Source organism: Pseudomonas solani, from assembly GCF_026072635.1.
GTDB classification, from domain to species: domain Bacteria; phylum Pseudomonadota; class Gammaproteobacteria; order Pseudomonadales; family Pseudomonadaceae; genus Metapseudomonas; species Metapseudomonas solani.
Genome location: NZ_AP023081.1, coordinates 6,503,483 through 6,527,518, shown reverse-complemented (window position 1 = coordinate 6,527,518; position 24,036 = coordinate 6,503,483). Strand labels below are relative to the sequence as shown.

Genomic DNA, 24,036 nt, shown 5'->3' with positions numbered 1-24,036 from the left:
CCGGCGCCGGCGCAAGGTTCGTGGGTGAACTGGCCGGGCGCTGCAGGTATACTCCTCGGCCTTTCTTCGAGGCCCAATTTCAGCGGAGCACTGTGCATGTCCGGCAACACCTACGGCAAGCTGTTCACCGTCACCACGGCTGGCGAAAGCCACGGCCCGGCGCTGGTCGCCATCGTCGACGGCTGCCCGCCGGGGCTGGAGCTTTCCCTGGACGACCTGCAACGTGACCTCGATCGCCGCAAGCCGGGCACCAGCCGCCACACCACCCAGCGCCAGGAAGCCGACGAGGTGGAAATCCTCTCCGGCGTCTTCGAGGGGCGCACCACCGGCTGCTCCATCGGCCTGCTGATCCGCAACACCGACCAGAAGTCCAAGGACTACTCGGCGATCAAGGACCTGTTCCGCCCGGCCCACGCCGACTACACCTACCACCACAAGTACGGCATCCGCGACTACCGTGGCGGCGGCCGTTCCTCGGCGCGCGAGACCGCCATGCGCGTCGCCGCCGGCGCCATCGCCAAGAAGTACCTGGCCACCCTGGGCATCAGCGTGCGCGGCTTCATGAGCCAGCTCGGCCCGATCGAGATCCCCTTCAAGACCTGGGATTCGGTGGAGCAGAACGCCTTCTTCAGCCCCGACCCGGACAAGGTGCCGGAGCTGGAGGCCTACATGGACCAGCTGCGTCGTGACCAGGATTCCGTCGGCGCCAAGATCACCGTGGTCGCCGAAGGCGTGATGCCGGGTCTGGGCGAGCCGATCTTCGACCGCCTGGACGCCGAGCTGGCCCATGCGCTGATGAGCATCAACGCGGTGAAGGGCGTGGAGATCGGCGCCGGTTTCGCCAGCGTCGCCCAGCGTGGCACCGAGCACCGTGACGAGCTGACCCCGGAAGGCTTCCTCAGCAACAACGCCGGCGGCATCCTCGGCGGCATTTCCTCGGGCCAGCCGATCGTCGCCCACCTGGCGCTCAAGCCCACCTCCAGCATCACCACCCCGGGCCGCTCCATCGATGTCGACGGCAACCCGGTGGACGTGATCACCAAGGGCCGCCACGACCCCTGCGTCGGCATCCGCGCCACGCCCATCGCCGAAGCCATGATGGCCATCGTGCTGATGGACCACCTGCTGCGCCATCGCGGCCAGAACGCCGGCGTGCAGGTCGCCACCCCGGTGCTCGGCCAGCTGTGACGGGCAGCGCGCTGCCTTATTGGCGGCTGTCCGGTTTCTACCTGTTCTACTTCGCCCTGCTGGGCGCCACGGCGCCCTTCCTCGGGCTGTACTTCGCCCACCTGGGCTTCTCCCCGGCGCGCATCGGCGAGCTGGTGGCCATCCCCATGCTGATGCGCTGCGTGGCTCCCAACCTCTGGGGCTGGCTGGGTGATCGCAGCGGTCGGCGCCTGGCCATCGTGCGCTTCGGCGCGCTCTGCACCCTTTGCACCTTCGCCCTGATCTTCATCGACAAGAGCTACGCCTGGCTGGCGATGATCATGGCCCTGCACGCCTTCTTCTGGCACGCGGTGCTGCCGCAGTTCGAGGTGATCACCCTGGCGCACCTTCGGGAGCAGGCGGCGCGCTACAGCCAGATCCGCCTGTGGGGCTCCATCGGCTTCATCCTCACCGTAGTCGGTCTGGGCAAGGCCTTCGAGGTGTTCAGCCTGGACGTCTACCCGCTGGCGCTGGTGATCATCATGGCCGGCATCGTCGCCAGCAGCTGGTGGGTGCCCAACGCCACGCCGCTGGCCCGCGACAACGGCCTGCAGCAGGGCGGCTTCATCGCCCAGCTGCGCCAGCCGGGCGTGCTTGCCTTCTACCTGTGCGTGGGGCTGATGCAGCTGTCCCACGGGCCCTACTACACCTTCCAGACCATCTACCTGGAAGCCCTCGGCTACCCGCGCGGCTTCATCGGCCAGCTCTGGGCGCTGGGCGTGGTGGCCGAGGTCTTGATGTTCCTGGTGATGGCGCGCATCCTCGCGCGGTTCTCGGTGCGCCAGGTGCTGGCTGCGAGCTTCCTGCTCGCGGCGTTGCGCTGGCTGCTGCTGGGCCATTTCGCCGACAACCTCGCGGTGCTGCTGTTCGCCCAAGTGCTCCATGCGGCGACCTTCGGCAGCTTCCATGCGGCGGCCATCCATTTCGTGCAACGCCAGTTCGGCCCGCAGCAGCAAGGCCAGGGCCAGGCGCTCTACGCGGCACTCGCCGGCACCGGCGGCGCGCTCGGAGCCCTGTACTCGGGCTACAGCTGGACCAGCCTGGGCGCCTCCTGGACCTTCGTCATCGCCAGCCTGGCAGCCATGGCCGCTGCCGTTATCATTGCCACTCAATTGAAAGAGGAGCGGGCATGAACCGCCAACAACTCGCCCAGCAGATCATCGATGCCGGCCGCTTCCTGTATGGCCGCGGCTGGTCGCCGGCCACCAGCAGCAACTACTCCACGCGGCTGTCCGCCGACCAGGCGTTGCTGACCGTTTCCGGCAAGCACAAGGGCGAACTGGGCCTGGACGACGTCCTCGCCACCGACCTCGACGGCAACAGCCTGGAGCCGGGCAAGAAGCCCTCCGCCGAAACCCTGCTGCACACCCAGCTGTACCGCTGGAAGCCGGAGATCGGCGCCGTGCTGCACACCCACTCGGTGAACGCCACCGTGCTCTCGCGCATGACCCTGGCCGACTCCCTGGTGTTCGCCGACTACGAGCTGCAGAAGGCCTTCAGCGGCATCGCCACCCACGAATCCCAGGTGCTGGTGCCGATCTTCGACAACGACCAGGACATCGCCCGCCTCGCCGCCAAGGTGCAGCCCTGGCTGGACGAGCACCCCGATTGCGTGGGCTACCTGATCCGTGGCCACGGCCTCTATACCTGGGGCCCGCGCATGAGCGATGCGCTGCGCCAGGTCGAAGCCTTCGAGTTTCTTTTCGAGTGCGAGCTGAAGGTTCGCGCCATTACCCGAGCCTGACGCTTCCTTCCGCCGAAGGTGCATGACCGATAGTGCGTTCGCCCGACCCGCCCCAGAGCGGGAGCGCGGCGCCAGGAGTAGCCAGATGAGCAGCCTTACCGTCTACCACGAGACCAGCCCCGACGTACCGAACAAGGTACTGACCCATGTCGACGACATCGCCAGCACCCTCGCCGATGTCGGCGTGCGCTTCGAGCGCTGGCAGGCCAGCGCGCCGATCACCGCCGGTGCCCCGCAGGAGGAGGTGATCGCCGCCTACCGCCCGCAGATCGACGCGCTGATGAAGGAGCGCGGCTACGTCACCGTCGACGTGGTCAGCCTCGACCGCAGCCACCCGCAGAAGGCCGAGCTGCGCGCCAAGTTCCTCGACGAGCACCGCCATGCCGAAGACGAAGTGCGCTTCTTCGTCGCCGGGCGCGGCCTGTTCACCCTGCACATCGACGACTACGTCTATGCCGTGCTCTGCGAGAAGAACGACCTGATCTCGGTGCCCGCCGGCACCCGCCACTGGTTCGACATGGGCGAGGAACCGCACTTCGTCGCCATCCGCCTGTTCAACAACCCCGAGGGCTGGGTGGCTCAGTTCACCGGCGAGGAGATCGCCAGCCGGTTCCCGCGGTTAGAGGATTGAGCGTGCAAACCCCATCGGTGGGCTGAAGCCCACCCTACGCCCACCCTACGTTCCCCCGACGCATAGAGCCGCGACCTGATCGCCTTTGTTCTGCGGGGGCACTTGAAAGGGTGGGGTCCACTGAACATCGGAACACCGGAGCCTGCATGCCCATCAAAGCCATTCTCACCGACATCGAAGGCACCACCAGCGCCGTCAGCTTCGTCTTCGACGTGCTCTTCCCCTATGCCGCCCGCCACCTGCCGGAGTTCGTGTTGGCCCACGCGGAACGGGCGGATGTCGCCGAGCAGGTGCAGGCGGTGCGTCTGGAGAGCGGCGAGGCGGGCGCCGATGTGCAACGGGTGGTGGAGATCCTCCTCGGCTGGATCGCCGAAGACCGCAAGGCCACGCCGCTCAAGGCGCTGCAGGGCATGGTCTGGGAGCAGGGCTACGCTGCCGGCCAGCTCAAGGGCCACGTCTACCCGGATGCAGTGGAGGCGCTGAAGCGCTGGAAGCAGGACGGCTACGCGCTGTACGTCTATTCCTCCGGTTCGATCCAGGCGCAGAAGCTGATCTTCGGCTGCTCCGAGGCGGGCGACCTGACGCCGCTGTTCTCCGGCTACTTCGACACCACCTCCGGGCCCAAGCGCGAGGCGGCGTCCTATGGACGCATCGCCGACGCCATCGGCCTTCCCGCCGGCGACATCCTTTTCCTCTCCGATGTGGTGCAGGAACTGGACGCCGCCCAGCAGGCCGGCATGCCCACCATCGGCCTGGCCCGCGAGGGCGGCGAGCTGGGCAGCCACCCCACCGTGGCCAGCTTCGCGGTGATCGACCCGGCGCGCGCCTGAGCCCTGCCGGGCCTTACTGGTCCAGCCACACCGCGCGGTGATCCGAGCCGCGCCAGGGCAGGGTGCCCACCGCGCGCACCGGCCGTTCGCCGCGTACCAGGATGTGATCCAGCCCGAGCATGCCCGGCCACCAGGTGGGGCGGATGCGCGGGCTGGTCAGGCGCAGCCCGGCGTTGTCGAGAAAGTCCCGCAGGCGCGGTGAATAGGCCGTGACATTGAGGTCCCCCAGCACCACCACCTCCGGCCCTTCGGCGGCGATGCGCTCCGCCAGTTGCCGCAGTGATTCGTCACGGGCCAGCGCCAGTTGCGTACCCAGCGGCGGCGGTGGATGCAGGCCGAAGACCACCGTGCCGTCTTCCAGCTCGGCACGCAGGTAGGGGTAGCCGGCGGCAGGGCCGGTGAGTTCCAGCACCTGGCAGCGCTTCAGCGGCAGGCGCGAGAACAGCGCCAGGCCGAAGGGCGAATCGCTGTAGCGTGCGCAGGCCTCGAAAGGGCGCAGCGCGGCCAGTTGCTCGGACCAGGCGGGCGTGGCCTCACTGACGAAGATCAGGTCCGCCCTCTGTTCCGCCAGCCAGCGGGCATCGGCGGTGGCATCCGCGTTGTCCAGCTTCAGGTTGAAGGCGAGGAAGCGCCGCGTGGGCGCATCGGTCGCCAGGGGCTCGGTGGGCAGCGGCGTCAGCGACCAGGCCAGGGCACCCAGCCCGCACAGGGCGAACAGCAGCGAGGAGGCATTGCGCGGTTGCACGGCAGCGCCGACCAGCATCACCAGGGCCTGGATCGGCATGAAGTGACTGAGCAGCTCCAGGCCCCAGTGCAGGCGGCCGAACTGGCCAAGCACCAGGGTGACCAGGGCCAGCCAGGCGAGCTGGTTGAGGTGAAAGCGCAAGGCCTTGAGCACGCGTGCATCCTGGGTGGGGGAGAAAGGCGCGATTGTAGGGCCATCCGACGCGACGTGGGAGCCTTGATAACGGTGCCGGGAACACCCTGGCCGGCGCCCGTGTCCTAACACTGGATAGCCACCCTGCAGGAGCCCGCCATGAGCCAACACGCGATGACCCTGTACGCCGTGCTGGGCACGCTGTACCTGCTGCTCACCGCCTGGGCGCTGTTCAACGTGCTGGGCAGCGGTGTGCGGCGCGAGCAGAAGGTCCTCTGGACCGCGCTGTTGCTGCTGTTCCCGTTGCTCGGGCTGTTCAACTGGGCCTGGATGGGGCCGCGTCGCCTGCACCGTTGATCCAGGCTCACCTATCCTGCACTCATAACCCCGCAATAAGGAGCATCGCCATGGGTTCGATCCTCAACAGCCTCGCCGGGCTGATCATCCTCGCCCTGGATATCTGGGCCATCCTCAACGTCATCAAAAGCAATGTCGAAATCGGCATGAAGGTGTTGTGGATCCTGCTGATCGTGCTGCTGCCGGTGATCGGCCTGATCATCTGGGCCATCGCCGGGCCCCGTGGCAATGTGAGGATATGAGCCGGCGCCGCGGCGCCTGGCTGCTGCTCGGCGCCTGCCTGGCGCTGCCCGTTCACGCCTCTGAAGACGCCGCCTGGGCTGCCTTGCGCAGTGGCCAGGCGGTGTTTCTCATGCATCACGCCAGCGCACCGGGCGCGGGCGACCCGGACAGCTTCCGTCTCGGCGATTGCACCACCCAGCGCAACCTCGACGGTGGCGGGCGCTACCAGGCCCAGCAATGGGGCCAGTTGCTGCGCAGCCACTGGATCGAGGCACCGCGCCTCTTCACCGGGCGCTGGTGCCGCACCCAGGACACCGCCCTAGAACTGCACATGGGCGCGCCACAACCCATGGCCGAGCTGGATTACTTCGAGGGTGATACCGCCGCCATCCAGCGCATGCGTCAGGCCATCAACGCACTGCCGCGCGGCCTGCCGCTGGTGCTGGTGACCCACGGGGTGAACATGGCGGCGTTGACGGGAACGGCGGCGGCGCCGGATGAAGCCCTGATCGTCGCGCTGCCCCTCACCGAGCCGGCCCGGGTCCTGGCGCGCATCCCCGCACCGCACTAGCCGCGCTAGATCAGCTGCAGCTGGTCCTGCACCGGCTGTACCGCCGCGCCTTCCAGGCGCAACAGGATGGCCTTGCGCTCCAGCCCGCCACCGAAGCCGGTGAGGCTGCCGTCGCGGCCGATGACCCGGTGGCAGGGGATGATCACCGCGATGGGGTTGGCGCCGTTGGCCAGGCCGATGGCGCGCACCGCCTTGGGCCGGCCGATGCGCTGGGCCTGGGTGGCGTAGCTGATGGTCTGGCCGTAGGGGATCTCCAGCAGCGCCTGCCAGGCGGCCCGCTGGAATTCGGTGCCCTGGGGCGCCAGCTGCAGGTCGAAGCGTTTGCGCTTGCCGGCGAAGTATTCGTCCAACTGGCGACAGGCCTTGTCCAGCTGGCGGGTGGCGGGTTGCCAGAGAGGGTCCAGCGCCGTGGACTGTTCAGTCTCCATGTGCAGCAGGCGCAGCCCGGCCTCGTCGCCGGCCAGCAGCAGCGGGCCTAGGGGGCTGTCCTGATAGCGGAAGTACATGGATCAATTCTCCGATGCGTAGCTGTGCCAGAGGTAGACGGCGGCGTAGGCGCGCCAGGGTCGCCAGTGCTCGGCGCGGCTGGCCAGGGCCTTGGCGCTGATGCCGGTTTCCCCCCAGAAGGGTGACTTGAGCAGGCCCAGGTCGGCGGTGGGGAAGGCATCCGGCTGGCCGAAGGCACGCAGGGCGATGTATTCGGCGGTCCAGGGACCGATGCCGGGCAGGGCGCAGAGCCGTGCGATGAGGGCTTCGACGCCCTCGGCCACCGAGAGTTCCAGGGCGCCGGAGGCCACCGCGTCGGCGAAGCGGCGCAGGGTTTCCACGCGTTTGCCGGGCATGCCGATACCCGGCAACGGGTCATCGGCGATGGCGCGGGCGGTGGGGAACAGGCGCAGCGGGCCGTCATCGGGGGAGTCCGCCAGGGGCTCGCCGAGGCGTTCCACCAGGCGCCCGGCGATGGTCACCGCCGCCTTCACCGTCACCTGCTGGCCGATGATGGTGCGCACGCCCTGCTCGAAGGGGTCGAAGGCCACCGGCAGGCGCAGGCCCGGGTAGCGCTCCAGCAGGGGTTGCAGCTGCGGGTCGCCGCGCAGGTGCCGGGCGATGGCCAGGGGGTCGCTGTCGAGGTCGAACATCTGCCGCACCCGCGCCACCAGTTCCGCCTCGCGGCCGATGCACGAGGGGCTCAGTTCCAGGGCGAGGTGCCCGGCGCCGGGGCGCACGCGGAACCAGCCGTGCAGCTCGCCGAGGCGGAAGCTGCGGCAGTAGCTGGCGGCGTCGATGCGTTCGACGCCGGGCAGGCGGCGCAGGGCGAAGTGGCGCAGGAACTGCTCCCAGCTCCAGGGTTCGATGTAGGGCAGGTGCAGGCCGGTGGCGGCGGGGAGGGATGCGTTCATGGCGCGACGATACCGCCGGTCGTGACGGCTGTCTCTCGGAAACTGACCATCGAATTCCTGGCCTTCACGGTTCGACCTGTAACCCGGGCCATCGTAGAATGCGCGCCTTTTCTTCGGGACGGACCCGGCTCGCCGCCCGCCCACCTGCAGCCATCACGGGAGACCCCTCATGAGCGACTACCAGGAAACTCTCTACGAAGGCTACGGCCAGCGTTTTCGCATGGACAAGCTGCTCCACGAAGTGCGCACCGAGCACCAGCACCTGGTGATCTTCGAGAATCCGCGCATGGGCCGCGTCATGGCCCTGGACGGCGTGATCCAGACCACCGAGGCGGATGAATTCATCTACCACGAGATGCTCACCCACGTACCCATCCTCGCCCACGGCGTCGCGCGCCGCGTGCTGATCATCGGCGGTGGCGACGGCGGCATGCTGCGCGAAGTGCGCAAGCACAAGGGCGTCGAGAGCATCACCATGGTGGAGATCGACGGCACGGTGGTGGAGATGTGCAAGGAGTTCCTGCCCAACCACTCCAAGGGCGCCTATGAAGACCCGCGGCTGAACCTGGTGATCGACGACGGCATGCGCTTCGTCGCCAGCACCGAGGAGAAGTTCGACGTGATCATCTCCGACTCCACCGACCCGATCGGGCCGGGCGAGGTGCTGTTCTCCGAGAACTTCTACCAGGCCTGCCGCCGCTGCCTGAACGACGGCGGCATCCTGGTCACCCAGAACGGCACGCCCTTCATGCAACTGGGCGAAGTGCAGACCACCGCCGGCCGCATGAACGGCCTGTTCGCCGACTGGCACTTCTACCAGGCGGCCGTGCCCACCTACATCGGCGGCTCCATGACCTTCGCCTGGGGCGCCACCAATCCCGCGTCGCGCAAGGTCTCCCTGGACACCCTGCGCCAGCGCTTCGCCGGCAGCGGCATCGTCACCCGCTACTACAACCCCGAGATCCACCTCGGCGCCTTCGCCCTGCCGCAGTACGTGCTGCAGGCCATCGGCAAGCCGAGCAACGACTGAGCCGAGTGCCATGCAAAAGGCCCCGCAAGGGGCCTTTTTTGTGCCCGTCCGATGGGGCACGGGGCTTTTTCCGTGGGAGCGGTTTCAACCGCGAAATGGGCTCGCGAAGGACGCCGTTGCAGCACACAACCTGTAGGGGCGAATTCATTCGCCCAACGGCGTTGCCCTGATGTGGGCAGTCGTAGGGCGGGTGAAACCCGCGATCCAGGTGCACGGACAATGTCGGGTTGCACCCGACCTACGGGCTGGGGGCTTCTTCCGTGGGAGCGGTTTCAACCGCGAAGGCCGTGGCAGGGTGCCCATTCGCGAATGAATTCGCTCCCACGATGGGGCCCCTACAGATCGTGATGCAGGTAGCTCGCCTGTTTCGGCAGCCGCAGGCTGAAGAGGAAGGCCACCACCATCATCGCCGAGACGTACCAGTAGAAGGTCTCCTCCATGCCGATGGATTTCAGTCCCAGGGCCGCGTATTCCGCCGAGCCGCCGAAGATGGCGTTGGCCACCGCGTAGGCCAGGCCGACGCCCAGGGCGCGGACTTCCGGGGGGAACATCTCGGCCTTCACCAGCCCGCTGATGGAGGTGTAGAGGCTGACGATGGCCAGGGCGAGGATGATCAGCGCGAAGGCGATGTAGGGGCTCTGCACGCCCTTGAGTGCGGTGAGGATGGGCCAGGTGCACAGCGCACCGAGGGCGCCGAACCAGAGCATCGAGGTGCGCCGGCCGATGCGGTCGGAGAGAGCGCCGAACAGCGGTTGCATGAGCATGTAGACGAACAGCGCGCAGGTCATCACGGCACTGGCGGTCTTGGTGGTCATGCCGGCGCTGTTGACCAGGTATTTCTGCATGTAGGTGGTGAAGGTGTAGAAGATCAGCGAGCCGCCGGCGGTGTAGCCGAGCACGGTGATGAAGGCGCGCTTGTGGTGGCGGAACAGGTGGCCCAGGCTGCCGGATTCCTCGTTGTGCAGCTGGTCCTCGCGGGCGGTTTCGTTCAGCGAGCGACGCAGGTAGAAGGCGATCACCGCCGTCGCCGCGCCGATCACGAAGGGAATGCGCCAGCCCCAGGCGCGCAGCTCGTCCTCGCTCAGCAACTGCTGCAGGATCACCACCACCAGCACCGCCAGCAGTTGGCCGCCGATCAGGGTCACATACTGGAAGGAGGCGAAGAAGCCGCGCTGGCCCTTCAGCGCCACCTCGCTCATGTAGGTGGCCGTGGTGCCGTACTCGCCACCCACCGACAGCCCCTGGAACAAGCGCGCCACCAGCAGCAGCGCCGGGGCCAGGGCGCCGATGCTGGCGTAGGTGGGCATGAAGGCGATGGCCAGGGAGCCGGCGCACATCATCAGCACCGAGATCATCATCGAGACCTTGCGCCCGTATTTGTCGGCCACGCGACCGAACAGCCAGCCGCCGATGGGGCGCATGAGGAAGCCGGCGGCGAACACGCCGGCGGTGTTCAGCAACTGCACGGTCGGGTCGTCGGAGGGGAAGAAGGCCGGGGCGAAATAGATGGAGCAGAAGGCGTAGACGTAGAAGTCGAACCATTCCACCAGGTTGCCGGAAGAGGCGCCGACTATGGCGAACACGCGTTTGCGGCGTTCTTCGAAGCTGTAGTGCGGATGGGGGCTCTCGAGGTGTTCGGTCGTACTGCTCATGGGGCGTGGCACTCGTTCTGGAATGAGTTCCGGCCCGCGTCCTCGAGCGGAAGCGGGCCGGGCCTGTCCATTGGATTGACTGCCGATGTCACAAAATGTTGCGGCGTCCTGATATCAGCCAAGCCCCGCTCGGGCGGAAACGCAATGACCGCAGGGCGGGTCGTGGGCGGGGGCTCCCGGACTGTACCGGTGGCGCTGGTGTGGGCTTGGGCCTTGGATCGATGGGTTTCACTGCGCTCTACGCCATCCTGCGGACGGGCGTGGCGTGCGGGGTACGTAGGATGGGTAGAGCTTGGCGAAACCCATGCTGTGGTGGCTGATGACTTGGGTGTGGGATAGGGCTGGGAACGATGGGTTTCGCTGCGCTGTACGCCATCCTGCGGGCGGGCGTGGTGTTCGGGGTACGTAGGATGGGTAGAGCTTGGCGAAACCCATGCTGGGGGGCTGATGACGTGGGTGTGGGGTAGGGCTGGGACCGATGGGTTTCGCTGCGCTCTACACCATCCTACGGGGCGGGGATCACCGGGCCGAGGCGCAGTTGCATGGCCACCCGGTCGGCCAGGCCGAAAGCCTGTTCTTCCCTGAGACGGCGGATCAGCTCGTCGTGCAGCTCGGCTTCCTCCAGCGGGCGGAAGCCGAGGCGGGCGTAGTAGGGCGCGTTCCACGGCAGGTCGGCGAAGGTGGTCAGGTACAGCGCTTCGTGGCCGCGTGCCTCGGCCCAGTCGCGGGCGGCGGCAATCAGGCGGCGGCCGATGCCACGGCGGCCCAGGGCGGGCAGCACGTCCAGCTCCGCCAGCAGCGCGATGCCACCGAGCACCTCCACCAGGGCGAAGCCCGCGGCGATGCCGCCTTCGTCCTGGGCCACCCACAGGCGGCCCTCGGCCTGCCCCTGGGCCAGCAGCGCCTGGGGCACGGTCTGTTCGCGCAGCAGCGCGGGGATGGCCTGTTCGGGGAACAGGCTGGCGGCGGCGCGTTCGATCTCGGCCAGGGCTGCCAGGTGGCGCGGCTCGGCGGGTACCACGGCGTAGTCGTCGGCCTGGCCCATCAACGCCACTCCCCTTGCTGGTCCACCAGGGTGCGCTCGCCCCGGGTCACGCTCAGGTGGCCGTCCTCGCTGACGAAGTAATGGGTGTCGCCGTTGTTGAACTCGTAGCCCAGGGAGTGGCAGGGGGTGACGCCGTCGGCGCACATGCGCATCAGCTGGCGGCCCTTGAGTTCCAGGGTGTTGCCGCTCTTCTTGCTGGTGCCGCGGTAGAGCACGTTGTCGCAGCCGACCGTGCCTTCCTCGCACTGGTCGATGATCTCGATGCGGTAGCCGGGGGTTTCCAGGGTCTGGGCCAGCAGCGGGCCGGCGGCGAGCAGCAGGGGCAGGGCGAGGGCGTATCTCATGAAAGGGCGTTCCGGGGCTGGAGTTGGCTGCGGTACTGGCCGGACGTGATGCCCTTCCAGCGCTTGAAAGCATGGATGAAGTTGGACAGCTCGCCATAGCCGAGGCGTTCGGCGATCTCTTCCAGTCGGATGCCATCGGCGGCCAGCAGTTCCTCGGCCAGGGCATTGCGCACCTCTTCCTGCAGCTGGCGGAAGGAGGTGCCCTCGGCGTCCAGGCGGCGGCGCAGGGTGCGCGAGGTCATGTGCAGTTCGGTGGCGATGCGCTCCATGTCCGGCACCTGGCCGGGCTGCGACAGCAGGCGATCGCGGATGCGCCCGGCGAGCCCGGCACGCACCCGGCGGCGGGCCAGCAGTGCCTTGCACTGGGCCTCGCACTGCTGCGCCACCTGGGGGTTGGCGCCAGGCAGCGGCAGGTCGAGCAGGGCGCGGGCGAAGACCATGTGGTTCTCCGCTGCGGCGAAGCTCGGCGTCACCCCCAGCAGCTCGCGGTAGGGCGTGGGGTCGGCCGGCTCGGGCAGGGCCAGGCTGACGCGGGTCAGCGGCAGGTCGGCGTTGTTCAGGTCGCGCTGCACGCTGAGGGCGCCGGAAATGTCGCGCTCCAGCAGGAAGCCGCGCAGGTCCTCGGGCAGGCCGCGCCCTTCGAGCACCAGGTGCGCTTCATCGTTGTGTTCTTCCAGGCGCATGCTGTGAAAGGCATAGGTCAGGTCCAGGTAGCGCAGGCCCAGTTCGGCGGCGCTGCGGTAGGTGGGGCTGCTGAGCAGGGCGAAGCCCCAGATGCCATAGGTGCTGAGGTGGTAGCGGCGGCCGGCCTTGAGGCCGATGCCGGGGATGTGCCCCAGCGCCTGGACGATGTTGCGCACCAGGGCCAGCTCCTGGTCGGCGTTGACCTCGGCGCCGGGGTCGGCCAGGGCGTTCCAGTCCAGGCCGGTGCCGGCCAGGCAGCGTTCCACGGACAGGCCGTGGTCGAGGCCGAACTGGGTGAGCAACTGCACGCTGATGGCGCTGCGGCGGGGTGGCCAGTGGGCGGTGTGGTGCATGGTGGTCGCGGTCCTGGGCGGTTGAACGGGGGCTTCTGTCCGAAAAGCACAATTCGCTGTCCGATGATGCCATAAACAGCGTGCGCCGCCGCGCATTAGCATCCGTTCATCCGCACGCTGGCTGGCCTGGTCCCCGGCGGTTGCGGCGAACATGGGAGATAACAATGAACAACAATCCCCAGCACCCGGCGCCTCTGCGCGTGCTGATCATCGGGGCAGGTTTCGGCGGCCTCGGCCTGGCCATCCGCCTGCAGCAATGCGGCATCGAGGATTTCCTCATCCTCGAAAAGGCCGACGACCTGGGCGGTACCTGGCGCGACAACACCTACCCCGGCGCGGCCTGCGACGTGCCTTCGCACCTCTACTCCTTCTCCTTCGAGCCCAAGCTCGACTGGTCGCGCAAGTTCGCGCCCCAGGCGGAGATCCACGCCTACCAGCAGCAGTGCGCCGAGCGCCACGGCCTGCGCCGGCGCATCCGCTTCGCCACCGAAGTGGCCGGGGCGCGTTTCGACGAGGCGGCCGCGCTGTGGCGGGTGGAGACCACGGCGGGCGAGCACTTCAGCGCCCAGGCCCTGGTCAGTGCCTGCGGCCAGCTGAACCGCCCGGCGGTGCCGCGCCTGCCCGGCATCGAGAACTTCACCGGCGAGGTGTTCCACTCGGCGCGCTGGAACCATGACTACGACCTGGCCGGCAAGCGCGTGGCGGTGATCGGCACCGGTGCCAGCGCCATCCAGTTCGTACCGCAGATCGCCCGCAAGGTGGCGCAGCTGCACCTGTTCCAGCGCTCGGCCGCCTATGTGATCGCCAAGCCCGACCGCGCCTACCGCCCCTGGGAGCTGGCGCTGATGAAGCGCCTGCCGGCGCTGCAGAAGCTCGACCGCCTGCTCAAGTACGTGCAGCACGAGGCGCGGGCCCTGGCCTTCACCGTGTTCCCGCCGCTGATGAAGGTGATGCGCCTGAGCTTCCACCTGCATCTGGCACGGGGCATCCGCGACCCCGAGCTGCGCCGGCGCCTGCAGCCGGACTACCCGCTGGGTTGCAAGCGCATCCTCATCTCCAACGATTTCTACCCGGCCCTGGCCCAGGACAACGTCGAGGTGGTGGACCAGGCCATCGCCGGCATCAGCGAGCGCGGCGTGCTCACCGCCGATGGTCGCGAGCGCGAAGTCGACGCGATCATCTACGGCACCGGTTTCGCCGCCACCGACTTCCTCGCCCCCATGAGCATCCAGGGGCTTGGTGGGCGCGACCTCAACGAGGCCTGGCGCGAGGGCGCCGAAGCCTATCTGGGCATCAGCGTCAGCGGCTTCCCCAACCTGTTCATCCTCTATGGGCCGAACACCAACCTGGGGCACAACTCCATCCTCTACATGCTGGAGAGCCAGTTCGCCTACGTGCTCGGCTGCCTGCGCGCGCTGAAGCGCGACGGGCTGCGCTACATGGACCTCAAGCCCGAGGTGCAGCGTCGCTTCAACGACAAGCTGCAGCACGCCGTGCGCCATACCGTGTGGGAGCGCGGCTGCAACAGCTGGTACAAGACCGCCGATGGCCGCAACACCAACAACTGGCCCGGCTTCACCCTGACCTACCGCCAACAGACCCGCCAACCGGAGCTCGACCACTATGAATGCGTCCGTTGACTTCACCGCCCCGGATGCCGGCCAGCCGCTGCTGCGTGCGGTGCTGCGCGGGGGCTTGCGGGTGCTGTTCCGGGGCCTGGTGCGCCCGCCGATGCCCATCGCCGGGCAGCGGGCGGTGATCCGCGCGCTCACGGCCACGCCCGTGTCGATGCGCGGTGTCACCCGCAGCCGCGACAGCCTCGGCGGCGTGCCCTGTGAATGGCACCGCCCGGCGCAGGACAACGGCAGCGTGCTGCTCTACCTGCACGGCGGCGCCTTCTTGATTGGCGCCGCCTCCACTCATCGCGCCATCACCGCCACCCTGGCGCGGCGGGGCGGGTTGGCCGTCTGCGCGCTGGACTATCGCCTGGCGCCCGAGCACCCGTTCCCCGCCGCCCGCCAGGATGCCGTGGCCGCCTACCGTGCGCTGCTGGCCCAGGGCTACGCCAGCGAGCGCATCTTCATCGGCGGAGACTCCGCCGGTGGCAACCTCAGCCTGATCACCGCCCTGGAGCTGGCGCGCCAGGGGCTGCCACAGCCGGCAGGGCTGGTGCTGCTGTCGCCGGTCACCGATTTCAGTGGCGAGCAGATGCACCAGCCGCCGGCGGGCGATCCGCTGCTCAACCCGCTGTGGATGGAGCAGGCCATCAGCCTCTACGCCCCGGCGGGGCTGGACCGCCGCGACCCCGGCCTGTCACCGATCTACGCCGACCTGGCCGGCCTGCCGCCGATCCTGGTGCAGGTGGGCGAGGACGAGTTGCTGCTCAACGACAGCCTGCGCTTGGCGGAGGCGGCGAGGGCCGCCGGGGTGCCGGTGCGCCTGGAGCGCTACCCCGGCCTGTGGCACGTGTTCCAGGCCCACGCCGGCATGCTGCGGGCCGCCGACCAGGCGCTGGCCAGCATTCTCGCCTTCATCCGTGCCCGCAGCGGCGAGGGGGTCTGAAATGCACAACATCCTCATCACCGGGGCCGCCTCCGGCATCGGCCGGGCCACCGCGCGGCTGTTCCACGAGAAGGGCTGGACGGTGGGCCTGCTGGACATCGCCCCGCAGCCCCTGGAGGAACTCTCCGCCGAGCTGGGCGGGCTCTGGTACCAGGCCCTGGACGTCACCGACCTGGCCGCCGTCGAAGGCGCCCTGGCGGACTTCTGCGGGCGTCACGACGGCCAGCTGCGGTTGCTGTTCAACTGCGCGGGGTTGCTGCGTTTCGGCCACTTCGAGGCGATCGACATGGCCGAGCACGCGCGCATCCTCGCGGTGAACGTGCTGGGCCTGGTGCAGATGACCCACGCGGCCTTTCCCTACCTCAAGGCCACCGCCGACGCCCAGGTCATCAACATGGGCTCGGCATCGGGGCTCTACGGCACGCCGCACATGGCCAGCTACTCCGCCTCCAAGTTCGCCGTGCGCGGTTTCACCGAGGGCCTGGAGCTGGAGTGGCGCCGCCATGGCATCCGTGTCGGCGACCTGATGCCGCCCTTCGTGCGCACGCCCATGGTCGAGAGCCAGCGCTTCGAGCCGCCGACCCTGCGCCGCCTGGGGGTCAACCTCAAGGCCGAGGACATCGCCGCGGCGGCCTGGCAGCAGGCCCACGGCGCCGCCGTGCACCGGCCCATCAGTGCGCTGTTCAAGCTGATGTACTGGTCCGGGCAGATGTCGCCGCCCTGGATCAGCCGGCTGATCATGGGCTGGTTGAGCCGGGAATAGGGGGCGCTGAGGCCCTGCACGCCGGGTTGGCGATAAGCCCGGCGAATGGGCGCGGGGTGAGGTTCTATGGCGCGCTCGCCCGGCGCCATTCCCGTGCCGCCCGTCGTGCCGGGGGCGGGAAAATTCGCTCCCCGGCGGGCAGACCGGCCGAGCTGACGCTACCCTGCATTCTGATGCAGTAGATCGTTGTGCGTGAGCTGAAGCAGCGGCCGGTTCCGCTTTCGCGGGCCTGGCCAGGGCCCTGTCCCATGTCCGTGGGGCAGCCCCGTGGCGGCGCCGCCGGGCGTCGCGAGGCCGAATCCTTCGGCCGTCTACAAGCGAAACTCATCAATCGCCAGAGAGGAGGTCGTAACCATGAGCACAACCTTCCACGATGACGTCAGCAGCAATGTTCTGCGCCGCATGAAAGAGGGCGGTTTCGATTTCGCCCGTGTGCACCCCATCGAGTTCTACGCCATCTTCCCCGACGAGGACCGGGCCCGGATGGCGGCGCGAAAATTCAGTGGCGAGTGGTTGAATGCCCAGGTTTCCCCCCGTGACGACGGGGCCTGGCACCTGCAGGTGAGCAAGGTCATGTATGCCACCCATTCCGGTATCGGTGATTTCGAGCACGACCTGGAGGAGCTGGTCGTACCACTGGGCGGAACCCTGGATGGATGGGGCGTGACCCAGGAATTGGCGGCGCCCGCGCGCTGAATTCCCGTTCCCTTGTGCAATCACCGGCCAGCCATGTGCTGGCCGGTGTCGTTTCCGCAGTCGGAAAACTTACATTTTCCTGACTCGACCTCGGCACGGGCTTTGCCTCAGACTGCGGAAACGGAGGGTTCACATGACCGATATCCTGATTCTTACCCACGCGGATTTCTGCCCGCCCGGCCACCTCGCAAGCCTGCTGGACGCGGAGCAGCGGGCATTCACGGTGCTGCGCGTGGACCAGGGCGAGTTGCAGGGCTACGACCTCGACCGCCCGAAAGCGGTAGCAGTGATGGGCGGGCCGATGAGCGTGAACGACCCACTGCCCTGGATCGAGGCAGAAATCGAAGCACTGCGGCATTTCATCGCGCGGGACATCCCCATCATCGGCCACTGCCTCGGCGGCCAATTGCTGGCGCGGGCCCTGGGTGCCGCGGTGCACCGCATGCCCTACACCGAGATCGGCTGGCAGCCCCTGGAGAAACGCGCACTGGCAGTGGGCAACCCCTGGGTGGCGCACCTGCCCATGCAGTTCCCGGTCTACCAGTGGCACAGCGACACCTTCGACCTGCCCAGCGGCGCCCAATGGTTGTTCGACAGCCCCTGGTGCCCGAACCAGGGCTTCGCCTGGGGCGACAAGGTGCTGGCCCTGCAAGGCCACCCGGAAATGACCGAGGAGCTGGTGCAGCTGTGGCTGACCGACTGGGCCCACCTGCTCGACGAGACCCAGCCCAGCCAGCAGGCCAAGGGCCGCATGCTCACCGACCTGCCGGCCAAGGTGGAGGCGCTGCACGGGGTAGCGGAGGGGTTCTACCGCCGCTGGCTGGACCTGGCCTTCCAGGATCAGCCCCTGCGCATGGCCCCCGCGCTGAGCGCCTAGCGTTGGGTTCCGGTGGGCTGAAGCCCACCCTACGGCAGGGCGTCGAGTGCTTCGCGCTCCAGTGCGTAGAGCGGGTGAAACCCGCAGCGTTACGCACCATTGTCGGGTTGCACCCGACCTACATCAGGCGCAGACCCTGTAGGGGCGAATTCATTCGCCAAGCGGTGCGCAGCGCCGCCGCTCTTGTGGGCGTGAACGCTAACGCCCACCCATGATCGCGATGTAGTCCTGGGTCCAGCGGCTGTAGGGCACACACTGCCCGTCGCCGCACTTGGCCTGGGGTGTCTTCCAGAAGGCGATCTTGTCGAACTGGTCGTAGCCGTTGGTGGCGCAGCCGCCGGCGCCGAGCAGCTCGCTGCCGCTGCAGCCCTTGGGCGCCGCCGGCACCGAGCCGAACCAGGCGGCCACATCGCCCTGTACCTTGGGCTCCAGGGACCAGTTCATCCACTTGTAGGCGCAGTTGGGGTGCTTGGCCTCGGCGTGCAGCATGGTGGTGTCGGCCCAGCCGGTGGAGCCTTCCACGGGAATGGTCGAGGCGATGGGCTGCTTGTCGCCGCGCAGGGCGTTGACCTGGTAGGGCCAGGAGCCCGAGGCGACCACGCCTTCGTTCTTGAAGTCGCTCATCTGCACCGTCGCGTCGTGCCAGTAGCGGTGGATCAGCGGCTGCTGGCCGCGCAGCAGGGCGATCACGGTGGCGTACTGCTCTTCGTTCAGCGCATAGGGGTCGCCGATGCCCAGTTCGGGCCGGGTGGTGCGCAGGTAAAGGGCGGCGTCGGCGATGTAGATGGGGCCGTCATAGGCCTGCACGCGGCCCTTGTTGCTCTTGCCGTCGGGCAGGGTGGTTTCCTCGAACACCACCTTCCAGCTGGTTGGCGCCTTGGGGAACACCTGGGTGTTGTACATCAGCACGTTCGGCCCCCACTGGTAGGGCGTGCCGAAGTGCTGCCCGGCCACGCTGTGCCAGGGGGCGTCCTTGAGCCGGTCGTCGAGGTTCTTCCAGTTGGGGATCAGCGCGACGTTGATCGGCTGCACGCGCTTGCCCGCCACCAGGCGCAGGGAGGCATCGCCCGAGGCGGTGACCAGGTCGTAGCCGCCCTTGGCCATCAGGCTGACCATCTCGTCGGAGGTGGCGGCGGTCTTCACGTTGACCTTGCAGCCGCTGTCCTTCTCGAAGGCGGTGACCCAGTCGTAGGCCTTGTCGGTTTCGCCGCGCTCGATGTAGCCGGGCCAGGCAATGATGTCGAGCGCGCCTTCGCCCTCGCCGAGTTGCTTCAGGGGTTCGGCGGCCTGCAGCGCGCCGCTGAGCAACAGGCTGGCGCAGGCGAAGGCCGGGAGGGTGGTCCGGATGAAAGGCATGGTCGACTCCTGTTGCAGCTGCGGGCGGAGCCTGGGAGGCGGACGCCGGAGGGGCGGGCCTTGAGGCGGGAGGTGCTCAAGGCAGCGTAGTTCGGGGCCTGTGGCCTGACAAGCGCGGTTACCGATGGCGCCGGGCAGGCGCGCGGGCGTGTCCTAGACTGCTTGCGTGGGCGCATTCGCGACAAGCGAAGAATTAGGGAACAAGTACGCGCAGCTCCCCGTCCTAATCCGTATCGCCGCCAAACGGGGCGGTGGCACCCGTTCCGCTTCCGAAGCTGCACCATCGCAGTGCGTCGGAACTGAAGTCCGTGTGCAACTCATTGATACGTATAGGGTTGAGTCGCTGGCACGAGGCTTGCGACTGCAAGATGGTCGGTGGTGACAAGGAGTCCGGCATGGCCCGCACCTTTTTTGACGAAATGTATGACGCGAACGGCGACTGCCGTCCGCATTACCGGGAATTCGCCCGCTGGTTGGCCGATACCCCCGAGGAACTGCTTGCCCAGAGGCGGCGCGAAGCCGACCTACTGTTCCATAGGGCAGGCATCACCTTCACCCTCTACGGGGACGAGCAGGGCACCGAGCGCCTGATCCCCTTCGACACCATTCCCCGCTCCATCCCCATGAGCGAGTGGCGCGTCGTCGAACGCGGCTGCATCCAGCGCGTCAAGGCGCTGAACATGTTCCTCGCCGACCTCTACCACGGCCAGCGCATCATCAAGGCGGGCATCGTCCCGGCCGAGCAGGTGCTGGCCAACGAGGGCTACCAGATCGCCATGCAGGGCCTGGACCTGCACCGCGACATCTACGCCCATATCGCCGGCGTGGACCTGGTGCGCGACGGCGATGGCACCTACTACGTGCTCGAAGACAACCTGCGCACCCCCAGCGGCGTCAGCTACATGCTGGAAGACCGCAAGATGATGATGCGCCTGTTCCCCGAGCTGTTCTCGGCCCAGCGCGTAGCCCCCATCGACCACTACCCGAACCTGCTGCTGGAGACCCTCAAGAGCTCCAGCCCGCTGGATAACCCCAGCGTCGTGGTGCTCACCCCGGGGCGCTTCAACAGCGCCTACTTCGAGCACGCCTTCCTTGCCCGCGAGATGGGCGTGGAACTGGTCGAGGGCGCCGACCTGTTCGTCCGCGACGACCGCGTCTACATGCGTACCACCTCCGGCCCGCAGCCGGTGGACGTAATCTACCGCCGCCTCGACGATGCCTTCCTTGACCCGCTGGCTTTCAACCCGGATTCCATGCTCGGCGTGCCCGGCCTGCTGGCGGCCTACCGCTCCGGCAACGTAGTGCTGGCCAACGCCATCGGCACCGGGGTGGCGGACGACAAGTCGGTCTACCCCTATGTCGGCGACATGATCCGCTTCTACCTGGACGAGGAACCCATCCTCGCCAACGTGCCCACCTGGCAGTGCCGCAAGCCCGAGGAGCTGTCCCATGTGCTGGCCAACCTGCCGGAACTGGTGGTGAAGGAAACCCAGGGCTCCGGCGGCTACGGCATGCTGGTCGGCCCGGCCGCCACCAAGGCCGAGATCGAAGCCTTCCGCGAACGCCTCAAGGCGCGCCCGGAGGCCTACATCGCCCAGCCCACGCTGAGCCTCTCCACCTGCCCGACCTTCGTCGAGAAGGGCATCGCCCCGCGGCATATCGACCTGCGCCCGTTCGTCCTCTCCGGCCGCGAAACGCGCCTGGTGCCCGGCGGCCTGACGCGCGTCGCGCTACGCGAAGGCTCGCTGGTGGTCAACTCGTCGCAGGGCGGCGGTACCAAAGACACCTGGATCGTGGAGGACTGACCCGTGCTGAGCCGTACTGCCTCCGATCTGTACTGGATGTCGCGCTACCTGGAACGCGCCGAGAACCTCGCGCGCATGCTCGATGTGAGCTACTCGCTGTCGCTGATGCCCCAGGACGGCCGTGGCGATGGCCTGGAAGAGCTGGCCATGCCGCTGCTGATCACCGGCACCCTGGACGCCTACCTGACCCGCCACGGCCAGCTGCACGCCGAGCGCATGCTGCACTTCTTTGCCCTCGATGCGGAGAACCCGGCGAGCATCTACAGCTGCCTGGGGGCCGCCCGTACCAACGCCCATGCCGTGCGCGGCCGCATCACCGCCGACATGTGGGAGAACATCAACGCCACCTGGCTGGAGATGCGCGGCATCGCCGGCGAGGGCCTGGGGCGCTATGGCATCAAGCGCTTCTGCGAGTGGGTCAAGGAGCGTTCGCACCTGTTCCGCGGCGCCACCTTCGGCACCATCATGCGCCACGACCCCTACCGCTTCATCCGTCTCGGAACCTTCATAGAACGGGCGGACAATACGCTGCGCCTGCTCGATGCACGCTACGAGATGCTCGGCGAGGAGGCGGAGGAGGTCAGCGATACGTCCGCACGTGGCTACTACCAGTGGAGCGCCTTGCTCCGCGCGCTGTCGTCCTTCGAGGCGTACACGGAAGTCTTCCGTGGCTCGCCCGGTGCGCGCCAGGTGTCCGAGCTGCTGTTGCTGCGCCCCGATGTGCCGCGCTCCCTGCGGGCCTGCATGGAGGAGCTCAACCTGATTCTCTCCAGCCTGCCCGGCGAGAACGGCCGGCCGGCCCAGCGCCTGGCCGCCGAGCTGGATGCACGCCTGCGCTACACGAGCATCGACGAGATCCTCGGTGAGGGCCTGCACGGCTGGCTCACCGACTTCATTCTGCTGGTTCGCCAATTGGCCAGAGCGATCCACAGCTCTTATCTGGAGGCCGTATGAAACTGTCCATCCGCCACGAAACCACCTATCGCTACGACGACCAGGTTCGCGCGAGCATCCAGTACCTGCGCCTGACGCCCCACGACAGCGAGCGCCAGCACATCCTCAGCTGGCAGCTCGACCTGCCACGCCCGGTGCGCGCGCAGATCGACCCCTACGGCAACATCCTCCACGTGCTGACCCTGGATGAACCCCACGAGGCCATCGTCATCGGCGCCCGTGGCCAGGTGGAGATCGACGAGCACAGCGAGGTCGAGCACGACAAGCTCTCGGCGCTGCCCTTCCTGCGCTCCACCCGCCTGACTGCGGCGGACGAGGCATTGCGTGCCTTCGCCCACACCCACTGCCAGCTGCGGCCAGAGCGCAGCGGCCTGATCACCCTGATGGACGCGCTGCACGAGCACATCGACTACCAGACCGGCGTCACCGCCGTGGACAGCACCGCCGCCGAGGCCTTCGCCGGTCGCGCGGGGGTTTGCCAGGACCATACCCACGCCTTCCTCGCCTGCGCCCGCACCCTCGGCGTGCCGGCGCGCTTCGTCTCCGGCTACCTGTACAAGGAGAACAACGCCCACCTGGTCAGCCACGCCTGGGCGGAGGCCTGGCTGGGCGATGCCTGGTACAGCTTCGACGTCACCAACCGTCTGTCCCGCCCGGAGCGCCACCTCAAGCTCGCCGTCGGCCTGGACTACCTGGACGCCTGCCCGGTGCGCGGCATGCGCCGTGGCGGCGGCGAGCAGATGCACGCACGTGCGGATGTCGCCGTACCGCCGTTGCTGATGGTCCAGGAACAGCAGTAACACGCGTCACAGGACTTCTCGCCGCATCACCGGTCATTCGACTGCCCGCCTGCCATCCCGGCAGGCACGGGCCGGTGATGCCGAAGCGCAAGGCGCGGGGGAGGCGGGGGGCATATAAAAACGGGAGAGAACCATGACCTACTGCGTCGCCATGCACCTTGCCGATGGCCTGGTGTTCGTTTCCGATTCGCGCACCAACGCGGGCATCGACCACATCGCCACCTTCCGCAAGCTCTTCACCTTCGGCACGCCGGGCGAACGCCTGATCGTGCTGCAGACGGCGGGCAACCTGGCCACCTCGCAATCGGTGGTCAACCTGCTCAAGCAGCGCCTGGGCAGCACCCTGGTGAACCTCGACAGCGTGCCCACGCTCTACGACGCCACCGCCCTGGTCGCCGAGACCATCCGCGAAGTGGTCGCCCGCGACGGCGCGCCGCTGGCGGGCAACACCGACCTGACCTGCTCCTTCCTGGTCGGCGGGCAGATCGCCGGCCAGCCGCCCGCGCTGTACAGCATCTACCCGCAGGGCAACTTCATCCAGGCCACCGAGGACACGCCCTTCCTGCAACTGGGGGAGAGCAAGTACGGCAAGCCGATCCTCGATCGCAACCTCAAGCACGACACCAGCCTGGAGGAGGCACTGCGCTGCGCGCTGGTCTCCTTCGACTCCACCATCCGCAGTAACCTCTCGGTGGGCATGCCGCTGGACCTGCTGGTCTACCACACCGACAGCCTGATCCTCCCCGCCGGCTACCGCGTCACCGAAGACGACGAGTACTACGAAGGCGTGCGCCGCCAATGGGCCGCCGGCCTGCACGAGGTGCTGGAGAAGCTACCGGCGCCGCCGGCGGCGTACAACGTCTGACGGCGAGGTCACGGGCGGCGCGAAAGAGCGGGCGAATGAATTGGCTCTGTCGGCGTTAGCTGTTGTGGTTTTAATGCAGGCGCTCAAGCACGGTACTTTCCGGGCGCTTGAGGGTTTGTGCCACCTTCACCGCATGGGTTTCGCTTCGCTCTACACCATCCTACGAAAGCCTGTGCGCACCACGTGGTGATGCGCTGGACGAAGAAAGTTGGAGCAGCTGCCAACGCCCCTCCAGGAGGCCGAACGCAGTCGTTGCGCCGGGGGACGAGCGGCATGGATGCCGCGAGAGGCGCGCCAGGCCATGGATGGCCCATCGCGCCGGCCCCCGATAGCGACGATGGAGTGAGGGAACCCGACGCAGTCGGGCCGGATGATGGGGCAAGCCCTTTTGGTTCCTTTTTTGGCGATTGAA

Annotated in this window: 26 protein-coding genes; 18 read left to right on the top strand and 8 right to left on the bottom strand. The window is 67.9% G+C overall.

Annotated features, from left to right (window positions below; all coding sequences use genetic code 11):
- The first annotated feature begins 96 nt into the window (after positions 1-96).
- The 5 genes from aroC (at position 97) to mtnC (ending at position 4,411) form a co-directional block, all read left to right on the top strand.
- Positions 97-1,188, top strand: coding sequence for a chorismate synthase (aroC, locus tag PSm6_RS29595; protein WP_265169131.1), 1,092 nt, complete (start codon positions 97-99; stop codon positions 1,186-1,188).
- Positions 1,185-2,339, top strand: coding sequence for an MFS transporter (locus PSm6_RS29590; protein ID WP_265169130.1), 1,155 nt, complete (start codon positions 1,185-1,187; stop codon positions 2,337-2,339). The genes aroC and PSm6_RS29590 overlap by 4 nt, the downstream gene beginning before the upstream one ends.
- Entirely contained in the window at positions 2,336-2,950 is a 615-nt protein-coding gene (locus PSm6_RS29585) for a methylthioribulose 1-phosphate dehydratase (RefSeq protein WP_021222661.1), read from the top strand. Before PSm6_RS29590 ends, PSm6_RS29585 begins: the two co-directional genes overlap by 4 nt.
- Before the next feature lie 85 nt (positions 2,951-3,035).
- Positions 3,036-3,581, top strand: coding sequence for a 1,2-dihydroxy-3-keto-5-methylthiopentene dioxygenase (locus tag PSm6_RS29580; RefSeq protein ID WP_021222660.1), 546 nt, complete (start codon positions 3,036-3,038; stop codon positions 3,579-3,581).
- 146 nt (positions 3,582-3,727) lie between these two features.
- Complete coding sequence (gene mtnC / locus PSm6_RS29575) at positions 3,728-4,411, top strand: acireductone synthase (RefSeq protein ID WP_265169129.1); 684 nt, start codon at positions 3,728-3,730, stop codon at positions 4,409-4,411.
- A 13-nt stretch (positions 4,412-4,424) separates the two neighbouring features.
- On the opposite strand, the gene PSm6_RS29570 is transcribed toward mtnC, so the two are convergent.
- Entirely contained in the window at positions 4,425-5,309 is an 885-nt protein-coding gene (locus tag PSm6_RS29570; RefSeq protein WP_265169128.1) for an endonuclease/exonuclease/phosphatase family protein, read from the bottom strand.
- 138 nt (positions 5,310-5,447) lie between these two features.
- On the opposite strand from PSm6_RS29570, the gene PSm6_RS29565 reads away from it, so the two are divergent.
- From PSm6_RS29565 to PSm6_RS29555, 3 genes are read left to right on the top strand one after another with little or no spacing between them, the layout of a single operon-like run.
- Entirely contained in the window at positions 5,448-5,645 is a 198-nt protein-coding gene (locus PSm6_RS29565; protein WP_021222657.1) for a PLDc N-terminal domain-containing protein, read from the top strand.
- A 50-nt stretch (positions 5,646-5,695) separates the two neighbouring features.
- The gene (locus PSm6_RS29560; protein WP_043244146.1) at positions 5,696-5,887 is read left to right on the top strand and encodes a PLDc N-terminal domain-containing protein; all 192 of its coding nucleotides are present in this window, start codon (positions 5,696-5,698) and stop codon (positions 5,885-5,887) included.
- Positions 5,884-6,438, top strand: a complete 555-nt coding sequence (locus tag PSm6_RS29555) for a histidine phosphatase family protein (protein WP_265169127.1) — start codon at positions 5,884-5,886, stop codon at positions 6,436-6,438. Before PSm6_RS29560 ends, PSm6_RS29555 begins: the two co-directional genes overlap by 4 nt.
- Before the next feature lie 5 nt (positions 6,439-6,443).
- Here PSm6_RS29555 and PSm6_RS29550 read toward each other — a convergent pair whose 3' ends face one another.
- Both PSm6_RS29550 and PSm6_RS29545 read right to left on the bottom strand, forming a co-directional pair.
- A complete protein-coding gene (locus PSm6_RS29550) occupies positions 6,444-6,944 on the bottom strand; it encodes a methylated-DNA--[protein]-cysteine S-methyltransferase (protein ID WP_265169125.1) in 501 nt (166 codons plus the stop codon).
- Between the two features lie 3 nt (positions 6,945-6,947).
- Positions 6,948-7,838 (bottom strand): DNA-3-methyladenine glycosylase family protein, encoded by an 891-nt coding sequence (locus PSm6_RS29545; protein WP_021222653.1) that lies wholly within the window; start codon positions 7,836-7,838, stop codon positions 6,948-6,950.
- Positions 7,839-8,007: 169 nt separating this feature from the next.
- Between PSm6_RS29545 and speE the strand changes: the two genes are divergently transcribed.
- Positions 8,008-8,868, top strand: a complete 861-nt coding sequence (gene speE / locus PSm6_RS29540; RefSeq protein ID WP_265169124.1) for a polyamine aminopropyltransferase — start codon at positions 8,008-8,010, stop codon at positions 8,866-8,868.
- 335 nt (positions 8,869-9,203) lie between these two features.
- Here the strand turns inward: speE and PSm6_RS29535 are convergent, their stop codons facing one another.
- The 4 genes from PSm6_RS29535 to PSm6_RS29520 form a co-directional block, all read right to left on the bottom strand.
- Positions 9,204-10,520: an MFS family transporter gene (locus tag PSm6_RS29535; protein ID WP_265169122.1), complete on the bottom strand. Its 1,317-nt coding sequence runs from the start codon at positions 10,518-10,520 to the stop codon at positions 9,204-9,206.
- A 505-nt stretch (positions 10,521-11,025) separates the two neighbouring features.
- Positions 11,026-11,565, bottom strand: a complete 540-nt coding sequence (locus PSm6_RS29530; RefSeq protein WP_265169121.1) for a GNAT family N-acetyltransferase — start codon at positions 11,563-11,565, stop codon at positions 11,026-11,028.
- Positions 11,565-11,909 (bottom strand): hypothetical protein, encoded by a 345-nt coding sequence (locus PSm6_RS29525; protein ID WP_265169119.1) that lies wholly within the window; start codon positions 11,907-11,909, stop codon positions 11,565-11,567. Before PSm6_RS29525 ends, PSm6_RS29530 begins: the two co-directional genes overlap by 1 nt.
- Positions 11,906-12,946 (bottom strand): AraC family transcriptional regulator, encoded by a 1,041-nt coding sequence (locus PSm6_RS29520; RefSeq protein WP_265169117.1) that lies wholly within the window; start codon positions 12,944-12,946, stop codon positions 11,906-11,908. The genes PSm6_RS29525 and PSm6_RS29520 overlap by 4 nt, the downstream gene beginning before the upstream one ends.
- A 164-nt stretch (positions 12,947-13,110) precedes the next feature.
- Here PSm6_RS29520 and PSm6_RS29515 point away from each other — a divergent pair, with 164 nt between their 5' ends.
- The 5 genes from PSm6_RS29515 (at position 13,111) to PSm6_RS29495 (ending at position 17,844) form a co-directional block, all read left to right on the top strand.
- Positions 13,111-14,586, top strand: a complete 1,476-nt coding sequence (locus tag PSm6_RS29515) for a flavin-containing monooxygenase (RefSeq protein WP_265169115.1) — start codon at positions 13,111-13,113, stop codon at positions 14,584-14,586.
- Complete coding sequence (locus PSm6_RS29510; protein ID WP_021222646.1) at positions 14,570-15,508, top strand: alpha/beta hydrolase; 939 nt, start codon at positions 14,570-14,572, stop codon at positions 15,506-15,508. The genes PSm6_RS29515 and PSm6_RS29510 overlap by 17 nt, the downstream gene beginning before the upstream one ends.
- A gap of 1 nt (position 15,509) precedes the next feature.
- Entirely contained in the window at positions 15,510-16,271 is a 762-nt protein-coding gene (locus tag PSm6_RS29505) for an SDR family oxidoreductase (RefSeq protein WP_265169113.1), read from the top strand.
- A gap of 354 nt (positions 16,272-16,625) precedes the next feature.
- On the top strand, positions 16,626-16,967 hold the full coding sequence (locus PSm6_RS29500) for a ribonuclease E inhibitor RraB (protein ID WP_021222644.1): 342 nt from the start codon (positions 16,626-16,628) through the stop codon (positions 16,965-16,967).
- A gap of 133 nt (positions 16,968-17,100) precedes the next feature.
- Positions 17,101-17,844, top strand: coding sequence for a type 1 glutamine amidotransferase (locus PSm6_RS29495; protein WP_021222643.1), 744 nt, complete (start codon positions 17,101-17,103; stop codon positions 17,842-17,844).
- Between the two features lie 198 nt (positions 17,845-18,042).
- Here PSm6_RS29495 and ydcS read toward each other — a convergent pair whose 3' ends face one another.
- Positions 18,043-19,200 (bottom strand): putative ABC transporter substrate-binding protein YdcS, encoded by a 1,158-nt coding sequence (gene ydcS, locus PSm6_RS29490; RefSeq protein WP_265169110.1) that lies wholly within the window; start codon positions 19,198-19,200, stop codon positions 18,043-18,045.
- Positions 19,201-19,595: 395 nt separating this feature from the next.
- On the opposite strand from ydcS, the gene PSm6_RS29485 reads away from it, so the two are divergent.
- The 4 genes from PSm6_RS29485 (at position 19,596) to PSm6_RS29470 (ending at position 23,624) form a co-directional block, all read left to right on the top strand.
- Positions 19,596-21,005 (top strand): circularly permuted type 2 ATP-grasp protein, encoded by a 1,410-nt coding sequence (locus tag PSm6_RS29485; RefSeq protein WP_021222641.1) that lies wholly within the window; start codon positions 19,596-19,598, stop codon positions 21,003-21,005.
- Positions 21,006-21,008: 3 nt separating this feature from the next.
- Positions 21,009-21,959 carry an alpha-E domain-containing protein gene (locus PSm6_RS29480; RefSeq protein WP_021222640.1) on the top strand — a complete coding sequence of 317 codons (951 nt, stop codon included), beginning with the start codon at positions 21,009-21,011 and terminating at the stop codon, positions 21,957-21,959.
- Positions 21,956-22,759 carry a transglutaminase family protein gene (locus tag PSm6_RS29475; protein ID WP_265169108.1) on the top strand — a complete coding sequence of 268 codons (804 nt, stop codon included), beginning with the start codon at positions 21,956-21,958 and terminating at the stop codon, positions 22,757-22,759. Before PSm6_RS29480 ends, PSm6_RS29475 begins: the two co-directional genes overlap by 4 nt.
- Positions 22,760-22,892: 133 nt before the next feature.
- The gene (locus tag PSm6_RS29470; RefSeq protein WP_021222638.1) at positions 22,893-23,624 is read left to right on the top strand and encodes a proteasome-type protease; all 732 of its coding nucleotides are present in this window, start codon (positions 22,893-22,895) and stop codon (positions 23,622-23,624) included.
- Positions 23,625-24,036: the final 412 nt, after the last annotated feature.

Excerpts from the sequence above, each read along its gene's own strand:
- PSm6_RS29470 (WP_021222638.1), top strand. The coding sequence starts at position 22,893 with ATGACCTACTGCGTCGCCATGCACCTTGCCGATGGCCTGGTGTTCGTT.
- speE (WP_265169124.1), top strand. The coding sequence starts at position 8,008 with ATGAGCGACTACCAGGAAACTCTCTACGAAGGCTACGGCCAGCGTTTT.
- mtnC (WP_265169129.1), top strand. The coding sequence starts at position 3,728 with ATGCCCATCAAAGCCATTCTCACCGACATCGAAGGCACCACCAGCGCC.
- PSm6_RS29560 (WP_043244146.1), top strand. The coding sequence starts at position 5,696 with ATGGGTTCGATCCTCAACAGCCTCGCCGGGCTGATCATCCTCGCCCTG.
- PSm6_RS29525 (WP_265169119.1), bottom strand. The coding sequence starts at position 11,909 with ATGAGATACGCCCTCGCCCTGCCCCTGCTGCTCGCCGCCGGCCCGCTG.
- PSm6_RS29580 (WP_021222660.1), top strand. The coding sequence starts at position 3,036 with ATGAGCAGCCTTACCGTCTACCACGAGACCAGCCCCGACGTACCGAAC.
- PSm6_RS29550 (WP_265169125.1), bottom strand. The coding sequence starts at position 6,944 with ATGTACTTCCGCTATCAGGACAGCCCCCTAGGCCCGCTGCTGCTGGCC.
- PSm6_RS29520 (WP_265169117.1), bottom strand. The coding sequence starts at position 12,946 with ATGCACCACACCGCCCACTGGCCACCCCGCCGCAGCGCCATCAGCGTG.
- PSm6_RS29530 (WP_265169121.1), bottom strand. The coding sequence starts at position 11,565 with ATGGGCCAGGCCGACGACTACGCCGTGGTACCCGCCGAGCCGCGCCAC.
- PSm6_RS29535 (WP_265169122.1), bottom strand. The coding sequence starts at position 10,520 with ATGAGCAGTACGACCGAACACCTCGAGAGCCCCCATCCGCACTACAGC.
- PSm6_RS29565 (WP_021222657.1), top strand. The coding sequence starts at position 5,448 with ATGAGCCAACACGCGATGACCCTGTACGCCGTGCTGGGCACGCTGTAC.
- PSm6_RS29515 (WP_265169115.1), top strand. The coding sequence starts at position 13,111 with ATGAACAACAATCCCCAGCACCCGGCGCCTCTGCGCGTGCTGATCATC.
- ydcS (WP_265169110.1), bottom strand. The coding sequence starts at position 19,200 with ATGCCTTTCATCCGGACCACCCTCCCGGCCTTCGCCTGCGCCAGCCTG.
- aroC (WP_265169131.1), top strand. The coding sequence starts at position 97 with ATGTCCGGCAACACCTACGGCAAGCTGTTCACCGTCACCACGGCTGGC.
- PSm6_RS29545 (WP_021222653.1), bottom strand. The coding sequence starts at position 7,838 with ATGAACGCATCCCTCCCCGCCGCCACCGGCCTGCACCTGCCCTACATC.
- PSm6_RS29555 (WP_265169127.1), top strand. The coding sequence starts at position 5,884 with ATGAGCCGGCGCCGCGGCGCCTGGCTGCTGCTCGGCGCCTGCCTGGCG.
- PSm6_RS29485 (WP_021222641.1), top strand. The coding sequence starts at position 19,596 with ATGGCCCGCACCTTTTTTGACGAAATGTATGACGCGAACGGCGACTGC.
- PSm6_RS29475 (WP_265169108.1), top strand. The coding sequence starts at position 21,956 with ATGAAACTGTCCATCCGCCACGAAACCACCTATCGCTACGACGACCAG.
- PSm6_RS29495 (WP_021222643.1), top strand. The coding sequence starts at position 17,101 with ATGACCGATATCCTGATTCTTACCCACGCGGATTTCTGCCCGCCCGGC.
- PSm6_RS29505 (WP_265169113.1), top strand. The coding sequence starts at position 15,510 with ATGCACAACATCCTCATCACCGGGGCCGCCTCCGGCATCGGCCGGGCC.
- PSm6_RS29510 (WP_021222646.1), top strand. The coding sequence starts at position 14,570 with ATGAATGCGTCCGTTGACTTCACCGCCCCGGATGCCGGCCAGCCGCTG.
- PSm6_RS29585 (WP_021222661.1), top strand. The coding sequence starts at position 2,336 with ATGAACCGCCAACAACTCGCCCAGCAGATCATCGATGCCGGCCGCTTC.
- PSm6_RS29500 (WP_021222644.1), top strand. The coding sequence starts at position 16,626 with ATGAGCACAACCTTCCACGATGACGTCAGCAGCAATGTTCTGCGCCGC.